At 74.3% G+C, this 14,876-nt stretch carries 13 protein-coding genes; 8 read left to right on the top strand and 5 right to left on the bottom strand.

What is annotated here, in order from left to right; all coding sequences use genetic code 11:
• Positions 1-170: 170 nt before the first annotated feature.
• Positions 171-779 (bottom strand): hypothetical protein, encoded by a 609-nt coding sequence (locus tag ACWFQ8_RS28215; protein ID WP_453789095.1) that lies wholly within the window; start codon positions 777-779, stop codon positions 171-173.
• Between the two features lie 14 nt (positions 780-793).
• Positions 794-1,858, bottom strand: a complete 1,065-nt coding sequence (locus ACWFQ8_RS28220) for a C40 family peptidase (protein WP_453789096.1) — start codon at positions 1,856-1,858, stop codon at positions 794-796.
• A 306-nt stretch (positions 1,859-2,164) separates the two neighbouring features.
• Between ACWFQ8_RS28220 and ACWFQ8_RS28225 the strand changes: the two genes are divergently transcribed.
• The 8 genes from ACWFQ8_RS28225 to ACWFQ8_RS28260 all read left to right on the top strand — a co-directional run bounded on the left by ACWFQ8_RS28225 (position 2,165) and on the right by ACWFQ8_RS28260 (position 12,571).
• A complete protein-coding gene (locus ACWFQ8_RS28225; protein WP_453789097.1) occupies positions 2,165-3,163 on the top strand; it encodes a hypothetical protein in 999 nt (332 codons plus the stop codon).
• Between the two features lie 12 nt (positions 3,164-3,175).
• The gene (locus ACWFQ8_RS28230; RefSeq protein WP_453789098.1) at positions 3,176-3,484 is read left to right on the top strand and encodes a hypothetical protein; all 309 of its coding nucleotides are present in this window, start codon (positions 3,176-3,178) and stop codon (positions 3,482-3,484) included.
• Positions 3,481-4,251 carry a hypothetical protein gene (locus ACWFQ8_RS28235; RefSeq protein WP_453789099.1) on the top strand — a complete coding sequence of 257 codons (771 nt, stop codon included), beginning with the start codon at positions 3,481-3,483 and terminating at the stop codon, positions 4,249-4,251. Before ACWFQ8_RS28230 ends, ACWFQ8_RS28235 begins: the two co-directional genes overlap by 4 nt.
• A 490-nt stretch (positions 4,252-4,741) precedes the next feature.
• Complete coding sequence (locus ACWFQ8_RS28240; RefSeq protein WP_453789100.1) at positions 4,742-6,067, top strand: hypothetical protein; 1,326 nt, start codon at positions 4,742-4,744, stop codon at positions 6,065-6,067.
• Complete coding sequence (locus ACWFQ8_RS28245) at positions 6,064-7,587, top strand: SCO6880 family protein (RefSeq protein WP_453789101.1); 1,524 nt, start codon at positions 6,064-6,066, stop codon at positions 7,585-7,587. Before ACWFQ8_RS28240 ends, ACWFQ8_RS28245 begins: the two co-directional genes overlap by 4 nt.
• 1 nt (position 7,588) lies before the next feature.
• Positions 7,589-9,142: a type VI secretion protein gene (locus tag ACWFQ8_RS28250; protein WP_453789102.1), complete on the top strand. Its 1,554-nt coding sequence runs from the start codon at positions 7,589-7,591 to the stop codon at positions 9,140-9,142.
• A 114-nt stretch (positions 9,143-9,256) separates the two neighbouring features.
• Positions 9,257-11,281, top strand: a complete 2,025-nt coding sequence (locus ACWFQ8_RS28255; protein ID WP_453789103.1) for a prolyl oligopeptidase family serine peptidase — start codon at positions 9,257-9,259, stop codon at positions 11,279-11,281.
• Between the two features lie 120 nt (positions 11,282-11,401).
• Positions 11,402-12,571 carry a PP2C family protein-serine/threonine phosphatase gene (locus tag ACWFQ8_RS28260; RefSeq protein WP_453789104.1) on the top strand — a complete coding sequence of 390 codons (1,170 nt, stop codon included), beginning with the start codon at positions 11,402-11,404 and terminating at the stop codon, positions 12,569-12,571.
• A 135-nt stretch (positions 12,572-12,706) separates the two neighbouring features.
• Here ACWFQ8_RS28260 and ACWFQ8_RS28265 read toward each other — a convergent pair whose 3' ends face one another.
• The 3 genes from ACWFQ8_RS28265 to ACWFQ8_RS28275 all read right to left on the bottom strand — a co-directional run.
• Positions 12,707-13,216, bottom strand: a complete 510-nt coding sequence (locus tag ACWFQ8_RS28265) for a GNAT family N-acetyltransferase (protein WP_453789105.1) — start codon at positions 13,214-13,216, stop codon at positions 12,707-12,709.
• Between the two features lie 82 nt (positions 13,217-13,298).
• A complete protein-coding gene (locus ACWFQ8_RS28270; protein WP_453789106.1) occupies positions 13,299-14,288 on the bottom strand; it encodes an endonuclease/exonuclease/phosphatase family protein in 990 nt (329 codons plus the stop codon).
• A gap of 83 nt (positions 14,289-14,371) precedes the next feature.
• Positions 14,372-14,876 (bottom strand): LPXTG cell wall anchor domain-containing protein (locus ACWFQ8_RS28275; protein ID WP_453789107.1); only part of this gene is annotated, 505 nt, incomplete at its 5' end.

The following is a 14,876-nucleotide window of genomic DNA, read 5'->3' on the forward strand; positions in this document are numbered from 1 at the left end:
GGAGGTTGGCCGAAAGTGGCCGGTAGAGGTCGCGCAGCGCGGAAATCGCTTGCGCCGCCGGGTCGTCGCCCCCGGACGGTACGAGGACCCGTTCGGTACGGGGGTCAGGTCGACGGGCGTCAGGTCGGTACGGGGGTCAGGTCGGTACGGGGGGCAGGTCGGTACGGGGGTCAGGTCGGCGGGGGAACGGCCGAGGCCGCCCGGGACAGGGCCAGCAGACGGTTCGCGACATGATGGCCCGCGACGGAAGCGGGGCCCTGCAAGGAGATGACCGTGGTCAGCAGCTCGGGGCCGACCGCCAGCGCGTCGGCGGCGGGGACCGCACGCCAGAGGCTGTACGTACGGCGGACCGCGAGGGCGGTGTCCGGGTGGTCCGGCCCGTGCAGCTCCGCCCGCAACCGCAGGACGTCCAGGTAGCGGCGCACGGCCGTGCCGTGATCGGCCGCCAGATGCGCGAGGTAGCCGCGGACCTCGCCGATGTCGACCAGCTCGGGGTGGCGGTCCCCGAAAGCGCCCCGCACCTCCTCCTCCCGGCGCCGCGCCCGGGACGACGCCTGGTCGAGGTCCCCGGCCGCCGCCAGGGCCATGACCGCCGCCAGTACCGCGACGCCGGTAGCGGCACCGGTACCGGCACCAGCGTCGGAACGGGCATCTGCACCGGCACCGGCACCCGTACTCGCACCCGCATCGGCGTCCGCCCGTGTCCCCCTCCCGCCCCCGCCGGCCCAGAACCGGTCGGTCACCGTCCCCCAGGGAAGGTAGTGGACGGGTCCGGTCACGTGGGCCTCTCCCGTCACCATGCGACGACCCGGCGGACAGCGGTGACCCGGGTGGCGTGCCGCGTGGAATGCCGCCAGGTCGCGTACGGGACCACCCGCGTGCGCACACCGGTACGCGGGGCCTCGATGAGGAGGCCGTCGCCGAGGTACATCCCCACGTGCCCCGGCCGGGCCTCGGACCCGTCGGAACCGGCGGTGAAGACCAGGTCGCCGGGTTTTGGATCGTCGAGGGCGATCCGGCGCGGCAGCTTCACCTGGTCGTACGTGGTGCGGGCCAGCGGGATGCCGGCGGCCGCGTACGCCTGTTGGACCAGGGAGGAGCAGTCGCACCAGCGGGCCGGTTCGGGCCCGAGGGCGTCCGTGCAGTCGCCGCCCAACCGGTAGTCGCCTCCGCGCTGCGCGAGCGCCCAGGTCACCGCCGTGCGCACCTGCGCCGGAGCGGCTCGGCCCGGGGAGAATCCGGCCGGCAGGAGGGCGTCCCCCTCCGGCGGCGGGGCGGCCGCGTACAGGGCGGAGCGCTCCGTGATCCGGCGTACGTAGTGGTACGTCTCCCCGCGCGCGAAGGACACCGGCGGCACCCCGCGGAACTGTACGACGCGCCCCCAACCGGCGTTGTACCCCGCCAGGGCCATCTCCACCGGGGAACCGCTCCAGTCCGGCCGGCCGTGCGCGAGGCCGAGGAGGTGGCACATCAGGGCGGCCTGGGCAGGGATCGCGTCCCGCGGGTTCCAGATGTCCTCGATCCCGTCGGCGTCGCTGTCACGGCCCCAGGTGCGCCAGGTGTCCGGCATGAACTGGGCGATGCCGCGCGCTCCTGCCGGTGAGGTGCGGGTCGGGACGAAGCCGCTCTCCTGGTGCAGTTGGGCCGCGAGGACCGAGGGGGGCAGGATCCGGTCGCACGTACCGGCCGCGGCGATGATCAGCTCCGCGTACGCGGCGGGCACTCCGTCCCGGCCGCCGACGCGCATGGCGCCGGCGGCGGGAAGCACCACGTCGCGCCTGTCGTCGCCGAGCGCCGCGACGAGCAGCACGGCTCCGAGCCCGAGCGCCACGGGCGTGGCCAGTAGGCCGATCGTCATCAGCGCCATCCACCGCCGCATTCCCACCCGTTGCCCCCGCCGCCCGTGTCGCCGTACCGGTCAGCGATGCCAACGCCGAGGCGGGGGAGGGCGTCACGGCGTCGGGACCGGCTACGGAGGTCGTGTCCCCTATCGCGTGAACGGCGTAACCCACCCCGGTCGGACGCCGTTCATCATGCGGTTCCGCCGTCCGGGTGCGGGCCTGTGGTGCGAGGGCACGGCCGGTGAAGGGCGGGGCGGGTGCGCAGCAGTACGGATGACGCTCCCGCGGCCTTACCGGCGGGGGCACGGATCGTCGTACCGGTCATGGCCGCCACGGGCGGCAGCGGGCGGTCCGGCCTCGCCCGCCTGATCGCCGAGGAACTGGCCACCGTGGCGGACACCGTCGTACTCGACCTCGGAGCACGGCTGACCTCGCCGTGGCCGGGATGGGCGCAGTCGGCGCAGTCGGCGGACGCGGCGCGGGCGGGGGACGGGGTGCGGGCGGGTGGCGCGGCGCGGGCGGGTGGCGCGGCGCGGGCGGTACAGCCGATGCGGGCGGCGCGAGCGGTACGGACGGTGCGGGGCGGGTCGGGGGACGGCGGTCTCGCGGCGCTGCCCTGCGACAGGCCGCACACGCGGGACGCGATCCGCTCGGCCGCCGTCCGGCGGGGCGGGTTCGACGTGCTCACGGACGGCCGGGAGTGGAACGCCCCGCCCCTCGCCCTCCCGACGGAGCCGGCCGCCTGGTACCAGCTGGCCGCCGCCGGAGGCTGGCAGGTCGTGGTCGGCGACACCGCGCACCCGGTGGGGTACGACGTACTCGCCTCCCGGTGCGCAGGGCTCCCGGGCGCCACCCGCGGATGGTGCGAACTGCCGTACTCGGTGCCGGTGTTGTGCGCGGCCGCGACCGCTGACGGAGTGCAGGTCCTCCAGCAAGCCGTGATGGCGATGACCGCCGAGGGGATGCCGCTGCGGCGGACCGTGGTGGTGCTCGTCGGGCTGGACGGCGGGCGCGCGCCGGCCGTCGTACGGGCCGCCGCGACGATGCTCGCCGACCGGGCGTACGACGTGCTGGAGCTGCCGCACGACGCCGATATCCGCGCCCACGGCCTGCGCGGCCCGGGCCGTCCCCGGCCCCGGACGCGGCAGGCCGCCGCCCGCGTCGCGGAGGCCGTCCTGGAGGCGGCGCACTCCGCGTGGGGCGACGAACTCCCGGACGCGCCGGTGCCGGCGCCGGCGCCTGTACCTGTGTCTGCGCCGAGTCCGATGCCTGCCCCGCGACTTCGACCCCGCTCGACTTCTCCGATTCCGACCGCCAAGTGACGAGGTACCGCCATGAGCCAGTTGATGTACGCACTGCACGTCTTCGCCGACGGTCCGGCGGTGCCCAAGTACAAGCCGACGCTGCCGATCGAGGTGCAGGAACCGGTCACGGCCATCCTGGGCTGGACGGCGGGCGCCGGCCTCGCACTCGCGGTGCTGGGCGGGCTGAGCGGCTGGGCCCTGGTGGCCGTGGGCCACAACACGGAGCGGGCGGTGCTGGCCGCGCGGGGCAAGCAGGGTGTGCTGTGGAGCCTCATCGGCGCGGGGGGAATCGGTGTGACGTCCTCGCTGGTGCTGAGCGTCTACAACCTCTCCAAGTGAGGGGCACGGGAGAGCCGGCCGCCCGCCGGGCCCGGCTCGTACTGGTCGCTGCCGCGCTGTCCGGTGCGGTCGTCTGCGTCGGCCTCGGCTTCGCCGGGGCGACGCTCTTCGGCGGCGCGGGAAGCGACGACCGACCGCCGGTGGTCGTCCCGACGGGCGGCGGGACGTCGGCGCCGGTCCCGGACGGCGAGCCGATGACGCCGGAAAAGGCGAAGAAGATCACCCTCCCGGCCCCGACCGGCCAGAAGGACGGGGTGTCCACCTTTACGTCGGATATTGGACCGATCCCAAGGGCGGTTTACTTCTGGGAGGAGTACGCATGGCTCGACGACTACAAGGCTCGGCAGCAGCTCGAAGCCGTCACGTCTCCAGGCGCAGTCGGGTACGTGGACGAGCAGATTTCAGAGATTCGAAAGCTGCGTGAGGGATTAGGGTTGCCGCCGTCCGGCGGAGTGCCTCCAGGCCTCACGTTGACGACGGCTGTCCATGCTGTGCGAGCTGCGTCGATTCCGGCGCCGGGGCGCGAGCCGGGCAGCGTGGTCCAAATCTGGATGTCGTACGACAGGTATGCAACGGGCCCGGACGGTGGGCCGGACAAGCATCCTTTGCGGGGTGAGGCTGACGATCTTGTCCTGGCCCGTGAAGCGGACGGTACGTGGAAGTTGACTGACCAGTACGACGGCCTCAGAACCTTCCCGGTCGCCTACGTTGCCGAGAGTCCCATCGCATGGGACGACGGCTGGGTTCAGGTCCGGCATGCGGAGTAGGGTTATCGCTGCGGTGCTACTGGCCGCCCTATGGTCATTGTTCGCAGGTACGTCAGCAACGGCAGCGGATAGGCCCGAATATCACAGCGCCATCGGACCGCCTGAGCCAGTCCCTTCCAAGTGGGCTGGCGAGACGATCGGTATCGACACTCAGACGAAGAATTACTGTCTCTACAGTAAGATCGACAACGATACTATTTGCCGCCTGCCCAGCCGCGGTGAGGTACCCGAGTCCGGTACCTGCCAGCAGCCGTCCAGCGCTGCGGCAGACGGTTGCATCGCCCAGAGTAAAGAGGAACAACGGCTCCTCGAAGCTTGGCGCGCTTCCCATAGCCGGGAGGATGCGACGTATTTCGGGAAGGCTAACAAGTACGTAACTGATTGCATGGCGAATGGCCGTTCATTTTTCGTCTGCCGATTTCACGGCGAGAACGAATATCCGCTGCGGGGTACGACCGGCCCGGGATGGCTCGGCGGCAAGTTGTCGCGGTTGGCTGCCGATGCGTTGGAAGAGGCCGCCCAGTACGTCGGGCGGGGGGTCGTGTGGTTGCTCGGGGAGTTCGCGCGGTTGTTCAACCGGGTGTCCACCGTCGACCTGGAGAAGAGCGGCGTCGAGGAGGTCACCGCCGTCATGGTGACGCTGTCCGTCACCGTCGCCGTGTTCCTCATGCTGCTGCAGTTCGGCAAGGCCTCCGTCAGTCATCGCGGCGAGCCCCTCGCAACCGCGTTCGTCGGGCTCGCCAAGTGGGCCGTCATCTCCTCCGTGTACACGATCGCCACGCAGACCGCGCTGAAGTGGTCCGACGCGGTCTCCGACTGGATCGTCAACGAAGCCATCGGCGCCCCCGCGCGCGCCGGTGGGGGCAAGTCCGCCGCCGAGGCGATGGAGGCCCGGCTCGGGTCCTTGTTCGGCGGGCTGGTCGCCGAGGGGGGTGCGGGGGACGGCGGCGGGGTGCTGGTCAGCGGGGAGGGGTTCACGGCCCCCGCGGTCGGGGTGGTCATCGTGGTCGGGATCGTTTCCATCGTGGCCATCGGGGCGCTGTGGGTGGAGATCCTCCTCCGGCAGGCCGGCATCATGCTGCTGGTCGCCGCCATGCCGATCGTCCTCGCCGGGCAGCTGTCCGACGCGACAGCCGACTGGTGGCCCAGGGCCCGCAACGCGCTCATCGCGCTGATCCTCATGAAGCCCGCCATCGTGACCTGCTTCTTCCTCGGTATCGCCGCGATGTCCGAGGACGGGGTCGGCATGCAGAACGTGCTCGTCGGGTTGGTCACGTTCCTCCTGTCCTGCTTCTGCTGGCCGGTGCTGACCCGGTTCCTGACGTTCACCACGGCCGCGGCGGCCAACGGCTCCGGCTCCGGCTTCGGTTCCTTCCGCGTGACCGGGCTGTTCTCCCCGGCCGGCGGGTACCGGCCCGAGCTCGCCGGAGCCGGATCGGTCGGCGGCGGCAGCGCCTACACCCGGGCGCTGGAGCAGGAGGCCGAGCCCGCCGCAGCGGGCCCGGACCCGGCCGGGAAGGGCGACGGCGGAGGTCGGGCGAGCGGCCGGTTCGCAGCGCGGCCGGCCCCCGTCCGGTCGTTCGCGGCACCCGGAGGGAACGCCCCGCACGCAGCGGGGACGCCGAACCCGGCCCGCCGCCTCGCGCCCGCGCCCGTACCGGCAGCCGCACCCGACCTCGCACCCGACCTCGCGCCGCAGCTCGGCTCCCCGGCCGCTCCCGGCGAGCGGCCCGACCGCGGGCCGCGCCCCCGGCCGCCCGTACCGCATCCGCGCCCCGCCCCGACGGACGGCGTACCCCGAGGAGGAGTGACATGACGCAGCCCGCCTCCTACGGCGGCTGGCAGTCCGAGCGGACCGGGTTCATGGGGCGCCTGTCCGGGCCCGGTTTCGCGATGGTCGCCGCCGCCAGCCTGGTCGCGCTCGTACCCGTCAGCCTCGCCAGCTGGCGGTCGGCGCTGGTCTGCGTACCGCTGGCCGTCGCCCTGCTCGCCCTCGCCTTCGGCCGGGTCACGGGGCTCAGCGCCGACGAATGGATCGCTCTCGCAGTAAGGCACCAGATCTCCGTGGCCACCCGACGCAACCTCTTCCTCTCCGGCGCCTTCGCACCCCGCGCCGCCGACACCGGCCGCCAGCCGATGGACCTGCCGGGCGTGCTCGCCCGCCTGCGGATCCTCGACGCGCCCGACGGCCTCGGCGGCGCCCTCGGCATCGTCCACGACCCCGTCGCCGCGACGTACGCGGCCGTCGCCCGCGTCACCTTCCCCGGGCTCGCCCTCGTCGACACGGCCCAGCAGGCGGCCCGCGTCTCCGCCTGGGCGGCGTTCCTGCGGGCCTACTGCACGGAGGACTCCGCCCTCACCCGGATCTCCGTGCACCAGCGGTGCCTGCCCGACGACGGGGCCGCCCTCGCCTCCTGGACCGCCCGCCACATCACCCCCGACGCGCCCGGCGCCGCCGTCACCGCGCTCGGTGAGCTGATGGACGGCGCCGGCCCCACCACCGCCACCCGCGAGACCTACCTGACCGTGGTCCTCTCCGCCGCCCGGGCCCGGCTCGCCGTCAAGGGCGCCGGTGGCGGGCAGATCGGTGCGGCCGCCGTCCTCGTACGCGAACTGCACGCCATGCAGCACACCTTGTCGACCGCCGGCCTGCACGTGGTGGAGTGGCTCCCGCCGCGCTCCCTCGCCCACACGGTGCGCACCGCCTACGACCCCGACGCCCAGCACATGCTCGCCGCCCGCGCCGCGGCGGCCCACACCCCCGGGTGGGCGGGCACGCCGCCCGGCCTGGACCCCGATCTGGCCGGGCCCGCCGCCGCCGAGAGCGCCTGGGGCACGTACCGGCACGACGGCGCCTGGAGCGTGACGTACCAGGTGCGGACCTGGCCCCAGTCGTACGTGTACGCCACCGTGCTGCAGCCGCTGCTGCGCCCCCGCGAGAACGCCCGGCGCAGCATGAGCCTGCTCTACGAGCCGGTCGGGCCGCGCCGGGCCCGCCAGGAACTGGCCCGGGACAAGGCCAAGCGGAGTTCCGCCCGCCATCTGCGGTCCCGCACCGGCCAGGACGAGAGCGAGGACGAGCGCCGCGAGGAGGCGGTGGCCCGGGCCCACGACACGGCCCGCGCCTCGGGCCAGGGAGTGGTGCGGATGACCGCCGTGCTGACGGTGACCGTCACCGACCCGGAGGAACTGGAGACCGCCTGCGCCGAACTCCAGGCGGACGCGGCGGCCTGCGGCCTGGAGGTGCGCCGGATGTGGGGCGCGCAGGACACCGGCTTCGCCGCCGGCGCCCTCCCGCTGGGGCAGGGACTTCCCGACCGCCGGGCGGGGTTCTGACGTGCGCCCGTTCTCCGCGCGCCGCAGCGCCGCCGACACCGAACTCACCGCCCTCTCCCTGGGCGAGGCCGCCGGGATCACCGGCGGCGCCGTCCCCGCGCCCCGCCGGCCCTCGGCCCGCGACATGCGCCGCGCGCGGCTGCTGGAGGACCCGGACACCGTGATGCGGGTGGCACCGCGGCGCGGCTGGGCCCAGCCGTACGCGGGCCGCGCCGCCTCCCTGCCGCGCAGCGAGGTGGTACGGGCCGACACGGCGAACGCCGCCGGCGCCTACCCCTTCCTGCACGCGGCCTCGCTCCCGCCGGTGGGGGCGTACATCGGGCGCAACACGCTCACCACGCAGGCGTTCAGCGCCCACCCGGCGGTGTGGGTCGGAGAGGGCCTGTGCACCAACCCCAACGTGATGGTCACCGGCATTCCGGGATCGGGGAAGTCCGCGCACGTCAAGGCGCTCTGCTTCCGGCTGATGGCGTTCGGCCACCGCACCCTGATCGCCGGTGACGTGAAGGGCGAGTACCAGGCCCTGTGCCGCCACCTCGGCGTCGAACCGGTCCGCCTGGGCCCGGGACTGCCGGGCCGCCTCAACCCGCTCGACGCCGGACCGCTGGGCGCCGGCCTGGAATCCGTACGCGACGGGGCCGAGCTCACCTCCCGTCTCACCGAGATCCACCGCCGCCGCCTGACCCTCCTCAAGGCCCTCCTCGAACTCCAGCTGCGCCGCCCCCTCGACCCGCGCGAGGAGGAGGCCCTCGACGTCTCCGTGCGCGAGGTGACCGGCGAGCTGTACGGGACGACGCGCCTCGCCGTCCCGACCCTGCCGCTCGTCTACGAAGCGCTGCGCGACCCGAGCGTCCGCATGGCCGGGGAACTGCGGGTCCGCGACGGCGAGGTCCAGGGCGCCCGCGAGCAGATGGCCTCCTTGCGCTCCGCGCTCGGCGCGATGGTCACCGGCCACCTGGGCGGGCTCTTCGACGGGCCGACCTCCATCGGCCTGGACTGGGACGCGCCCATCCAGTCGGTGGACATTTCCGCGCTCCAGCAGTACGGGGACGAGACGGTGGCGATGGTGCTGTCCTGCGTGTCGACCTGGGCGCAGTCGGCCATCGACCGGCCGGGCCATCGGCCGTGGATCGTCGTACGGGACGAACTGTGGCGGCAGATGCGCTCGGGCGGCTCCGCGATGGTGAAGAAGATCGATGCCGACCTGCGGCTGTCCCGGGCCACCGGAACCATCCAACTGCTGGCCACGCACCGGCTGTCCGACTTCGAGAGCGTGGGCGCATCCGGTTCGGAGGCCGTGAACATCGCCCGGGACCTCATCTCCTCCTGCGAGACCCGCATCCAGCTCGCCCAGGACACGCGGCCGCTGCAGATCACCCGCGAGGTGATCGGGCTGACCGACGCCGAGTGCGACCTGATCGGCTCCTGGGGCGCGGGCCAGCGGGGCCGGGCCCTGTGGAAGGTGGGGCGGGGCGGCGGCTCGCACGCGGTCCAGCTGATCCTCTCCCGCACCGAGGAGCGGCTGTTCGAAACGGACGAGAGGATGGCCGTCTGACGCGCGCCCGCGCCGGGGCCGCTCCGTTCGCCGCGCCACCCGCTCCGTCCGCCGCGCCGCCCGCGCCGGGTCCGGTGGTACGCGGACGGGTGCCGCTGCCCGCACAATCGGCGGATGAGCTATGACGACGACCCGTACCGATGGCTGGAAGACGTGACCGGCGAGGACGCCCTGAGCTGGGTCCGGGAGCGGAACGCGGAGACCGTCGCCGCCCTGACCGGAGCTCCCGGCTTCAAGATGGTGGAACGCGAGGTGCGCGAGGTGCTCGACCACGACGGCCGGATTCCGTACGTCGTGCGACGCGGCCGCCACCTCTACGACTTCTGGCAGGACGCCGATCACGTGCGCGGCGTGTGGCGGCGGACCACGCTGGAGGAGTACCGCGAGGACCGGCCGGAGTGGGAGGTGCTCCTGGACCTGGACGCACTGGCCGAGGCCGAGGGGGAGAAGTGGGCGTGGGCCGGCAGCCGGGTGCTGGCGCCCGAGCACCGGCACGCCCTGGTCCTGCTCTCGCGGGACGGGGCGGACGCCTGCGTGGTGCGCGAGTTCGACCTGGAGGAGCTGGCGTTCGTCGAGGGCGGGTTCACCGTTCCCGAGGCGAAGACCGAGATCGGGTGGATCGATCGCGACCGGGTGTGGATCGGCACCGACTTCGGCCCCGGGTCGATGTCCGGGTCGGGCTACCCCCTGGAGGCGCGCCGCTGGCGCCGGGGCTCCCCGCTGGAGGAGGCGGAGCCGGTCTACCGGGGCGAGGCCACGGACCTGTCCGTCGGCGCCTGGCGCGACCGCACGCCCGGTTTCGAGCGGGACTTCGTGAGCCGGCACATGGACTTCTGGAACGGCGAGCTGTTCCTCCTGCGGGAGGACCCCGCGGAGCCATTGAAGATCGATGTGCCCGATGACGCGTCGGTCTCCGTCCGGTGCGCGTGGTTGCTGGTGACCACCAAGTCGCCGTGGTTGGGGCACGGGGCGGGCACGCTGCTCGCCTTCGACTTCGAGGGCTACCTGGCGGGGGAGCGGGAGCCGGCCGCCGTGCTCTTCGCTCCGGACGAGCACACGGCGCTCGCCGGTTACAGCTGGACCCAAAACCATCTCATCCTGAGCGTCCGGGCCGATGTGTCCTCGCGGATGGAGCTGCTCACCCCGGGTCCGGACGGCTGGCGGCGGGAGCCGCTCGCCGGGCTGCCGCCCCTGTCGACGGCCTCGGTCGTCGACACGGATCCGGACGAGAGCGACGAGTACTGGATCGACGTCTCCGGGTTCCTCCAGCCGGCCACCCTGTCGGTCGGCACGGCGGGCGGGGACGTCGAGGCCGTCAAACAGAGCCCGGCGCTGTTCGACACCACCGGACTCGCGGTGCGCCAGTACTTCGCGACCTCCGCCGACGGTACGCGCGTGCCGTACTTCGTCGTCGGTCCCGAGGAGCCGTCGGGTCCCGGCCCCGCGCTCCTCTACGGCTACGGCGGTTTCGAGATCTCGCAGGTCCCGTACTACAGCGCGGTGACGGGGCGGACCTGGCTGGCGCGCGGCGGTACGTACGTGGTCGCGGGCATCCGGGGCGGCGGGGAGTACGGGCCGCGCTGGCACCGGGCGGCCCTCGGCGCCGACCGGGCCCGTGCGTACGAGGACTTCGCGGCCGTTGCCCGGGACCTCGTCGCGCGGGACATCACCACGCACGCGCAGCTCGGTATCGAGGGCGGCAGCAACGGCGGTCTCCTGATGGGCGCGATGATCACCCGGGAGCCGGAGCTGTTCGGGGCGGTCGTCGCGCACGTGCCGCTCATGGACATGCTCCGGTTCCACACGCTGCTGGCCGGAGCGAGCTGGACCGCTGAGTACGGGGATCCCGAGAACCCGGCCGACCGGCCCCATCTGGAGCGGCTCTCGCCCTACCACCAGGTGCGGGCGGGCGGGCCGGCGTACCCTCCGATGCTGCTGCTCACCTCGACCCGGGACGACCGCGTGCATCCCGGCCACGCCCGCAAGATGGCCGCCCGGCTGCGCGAACTCGGGCACCCCGTGCTCTTCCACGAGCACATCGGGGGCGGTCACTCCGGTGCGACCGACCACCAGCAGTCCGCCTTCAACCAGGCGCTCGTCCACACCTTCCTGTGGGAGCGGCTGACCCCCCGGGGGTGAGCGGCGCGGATGGCCGATGGAATGCACCGACCGGCGCGGTGCCCCGCTCGCCGCGCCGGGGCTGGTGGAATGGGGTGACGGTGGCCCGTACGGGGGCCGCCCGGCCGTCGTGGAGGCACCTTGCCGGATCAGGAAGGCCCGCACCCGCGCGCCCTGGCCGAAGCCGTCGACGCGATCGGCACGACCGACGACGAGCGCACGACGTGCCGGGAACTGGCCTCCTTCCTGTTCCGTACCCTGTGCGACGCGGCGGCCGTGGACCTCGCGGTCGAGGGCCGTACGGAACGGGTGGCCGTCGCCGGAGCGGCGGCCCTGCTGGAGGGGCCCGGTCCGGGTGAGCGGCCGGACGTGCGCGCCGTGGACGAGGGACACCCGCTCAACGGCTGGACGCCACGACCGGGCGGCGCCCGGGTGCACGCCCTGTCCGTGGCGCTCGCCCGGCACGGAACCTCGTACGGGACGGTGCTGGCGGTGCGGTCCGGGGCCGGGTTCACCGACGGAGAGGCGGCGGCGGTGCACTTCGCGGCGCGGATCGCGGCCGTACACGTCCACCACGGCCGGCGGCTGGCGGCCACCGAGAAGGTCGCGCTCGACCTCCAGCGGGCACTCGTGGCGGATCCGGGGCGCCCGCACCCGAACCTCCTGGTGGAGGGCCGGTACCTGCCGGTCGGGCCCCGCGCCTTGGTGGGGGGCGACTGGTTCGAGTCCGTACGGCTGCACTTCGGTCGGACGCTGCTCGTCGTCGGTGATGTCATGGGGCACGGGCTGGACGCCGCCGTGGACATGAACGCGTACCGCTCCACGTTGCGCGAGGTCGCCGCGACCGAACTCGCCCCGCACCGGGTGCTGCGCCAGCTCGACGCCCTGGTGGCGGGGGACGAGGCACGGCGCCCGGCGACCTGCCTGCTGGTGCGGGTGGATCCGGCGCGCGGCACGGCGCTGTACGCGAACGCGGGCCATCTGCCGCCGGCGGTGTTCGCGGCGGACGGGACGGGCCGGTTGCTGGACGTGCCGGTCGGGCCGCCGCTGGGTACCGGGTTGGGCGGGTACGAGTCCGCGGCCCATCCGCTGACGGCCGACGAGACCCTGGTGCTGTACACCGACGGGCTCGTCGAGCGGCGGGGGGAGGACATCGACACCTCGCTGGCCCGGTTGACGGCGCTGCGGATCCCGGCCGGCGGGGGAGTGGGGGAGGTGGCGGACGCGGTGGTCGCGGGTCTCGACGCGCGCCATGCCGAGGACGACGTGGCGGTCCTGGCGGCCCGCATCCGGCCCCGGGTCCGGCCCTGAGCGCCGGGTCCGGGGCCGGCGCGCGGCGCTCACTCCGGTGGACGGGGCGGCGGAGGAGCAGCCGAGGGGGTGACGCGCGCGCGGCTCGCTCACGGCCGGACGGGACGCCTCCCGCCGGGGTCGGGGCGGGCGGGGTCACAGGTCCCGGCGCATGCAGACCCGGGGCCAGCGGTCCAGGCCGTGCGCGGTCTCGGCCGCGCGGATCTCCAGCAGCCCCGGCGTCAGCTCGTCCGCGTCCAGGGTCCGGAAGCCGCAGCGCACCGCGTAGTACGGCGCGTTCCACGGCACGTCGGTGAACGTGGTCAGGGTCAGCGCGGGTACGCCCTCGCGCACCGCGTGGTCGGCGAGAAGGTCCAGCAGGGCCCGGCCGACGCCCCGGCGGGCACTGCCGGGATCCACCGACACCTGCTCGACGTGCAGATTGCCGTCCACGCGGTCGGCGATCAGGTACGCGACCGGTCGGTCGGCGGCATCGGCCGCGACCCAGGCCAGACCGGACCGCACGTAGCGCGCCAGCTCGTCGAGCGGGAGGGGTTCGTCCTCGGCGACCTCCGCCATGCCGATGTCGCGGAAGCACCGCCCGGCCGCCCGCTCGATGTCCTGGAGGAGGGGCAGTTCGTCCGTCCGCGCCGTTCGTATCCGCATGCCCGCATTGTGCGAGATCCCGTCCCGCCGCGCCGGGCTGTTTCCGGTCGACGCGCACCGGGGAGGGGTCCGCCGGCGTGCCTCAGGCCGGGTCGAGGGTGACGCGGGCCAGCACCGGCAGGTGGTCGCTTCCGGTGGCGGGCAGGGTCCGGACGCCGGAGACGGCGGCCGACCGGGCCATGACGTGGTCGATCCGGGACAGCGGGAACGACGCCGGCCAGGTGAAGGCGAACCCCCCTCGGGGCGCGTTCGTCCGCGACACGACCGGCGCCAGCCCGCGGTCGTCGACCGTGCTGTTCAGGTCGCCCAGCAGGATCACCCGGTCCAGCGGCTCGGCGGCGAGGGCCGCACCCAGCAGCCGCGCGCTCTCGTCCCGCGGGCCGGAGCCGAAGCCGCCGGGGCCGATGCGCACGGAGGGCAGGTGGGCCACGTACACGGCGATCTCGCCCCGCGGCGTGCGCGCGGTGGCCCGGAGGCCACGGTTCCAGCCGTCGTCGAATCCGCGCGGCCGGATGTCCGTGGGCCGGGCGTCCGCCAGCGGGTGCTTCGACCAGAGCCCGACCGTGCCCTCGACCACGTGGTGCGGGTAGCGGCCGGACAGGGCCGCCTCGTAGACCGGCAGCGCGGCCGGCGTGAGCTCCTCCAGGGCGACGAGGTCCGGCGCTTGCGCGATCAGGGCGCGCGCGGTGCCGCCGGGATCGGCGTTCTCGTCGCTGACGTTGTGCTGGACCACCACCAGGTCCGGCGCGCCGGGGTCCGCGGGGAGCAGCATCGCCCCGAACAGGTACGCCCAGACCGTCGCGGGCAGGAGTACGGCCACGAGCGCGACGGCCGAGCGGCGTACCAGTGCCAGGACCAGCAGGGGGACGACGGCGAGGCCGAGCCACGGGAGGAAGGCCTCCAGCAGACTGCCCAGGCGGCCCACGGAGTTGGGTACGGCGGCGTGGAAGGCCAGCAGCGCCGCCGTCAGCACGGCGAGCGCTGCGGTCGCGCGCCCCCGCGCGCCCCACCACGCACCACCGCTCGCCCGCTCCACCACGTCCCACCCGTTCGCCTCGGACCGTACCGCCACCCGTCCCGCAGCCGGGAGGATGACGTGCCCCGTAGGACGCGCCGGGCGGCGCCCGGGTTCCCGCCCCGCCGTACGCGTCACCGTCAGCGGCACCCGCCGCGCCGTATCCGTCTGCGCCGGATCAGCACACCGGCGGCCGCGCCGGCCAGAGCGGTGACCGCGACTCCGGCGGTCGTCCACCAGACGGCCTGGCCGGAGGATCCGGTGGTGGGGTCCCCGTCCTGCGGGGAGGTGGCGAGCGGCGACGACGGCGACGCAGGTGCGGACGCGACGGGGGACGAAGGCCCGGCCGCCGACGGCCCGGCCACCGGGGGAACCGTCGCCGGGCCGGTGCCGGGCGGGGCGGCCCGCGTCGGGGCCGGGTCCACCACGGGCACCGCGACGTCGAGCTCGCCGTGCCCGAGGGCCGGGAACCCCACGTCGACACCGACCTTCCAGACTCCGGGCGGCAGCACCTCGGCGGTGGTCCAGCCAGCGGGGGACGCGGCGGGGTCCCGGACCAGGCGCCAGGGCCCCAGCGCGCGGGTGCCGTCGACGCTCACCGCGTTCACGGTGGCGGCGACCGACTCCTCCACGGCGTCCCCGTCC

Source organism: Streptomyces sp. NPDC055254 (assembly GCF_053606025.1).

What these genes read in the sequence shown, in the direction of transcription:
- ACWFQ8_RS28220 (WP_453789096.1), bottom strand. Translation starts at nt 1,858, where the DNA reads ATGACGATCGGCCTACTGGCCACGCCCGTGGCGCTCGGGCTCGGAGCC.
- ACWFQ8_RS28225 (WP_453789097.1), top strand. Translation starts at nt 2,165, where the DNA reads ATGGCCGCCACGGGCGGCAGCGGGCGGTCCGGCCTCGCCCGCCTGATC.
- ACWFQ8_RS28230 (WP_453789098.1), top strand. Translation starts at nt 3,176, where the DNA reads ATGAGCCAGTTGATGTACGCACTGCACGTCTTCGCCGACGGTCCGGCG.
- ACWFQ8_RS28245 (WP_453789101.1), top strand. Translation starts at nt 6,064, where the DNA reads ATGACGCAGCCCGCCTCCTACGGCGGCTGGCAGTCCGAGCGGACCGGG.
- ACWFQ8_RS28255 (WP_453789103.1), top strand. Translation starts at nt 9,257, where the DNA reads ATGAGCTATGACGACGACCCGTACCGATGGCTGGAAGACGTGACCGGC.
- ACWFQ8_RS28265 (WP_453789105.1), bottom strand. Translation starts at nt 13,216, where the DNA reads ATGCGGATACGAACGGCGCGGACGGACGAACTGCCCCTCCTCCAGGAC.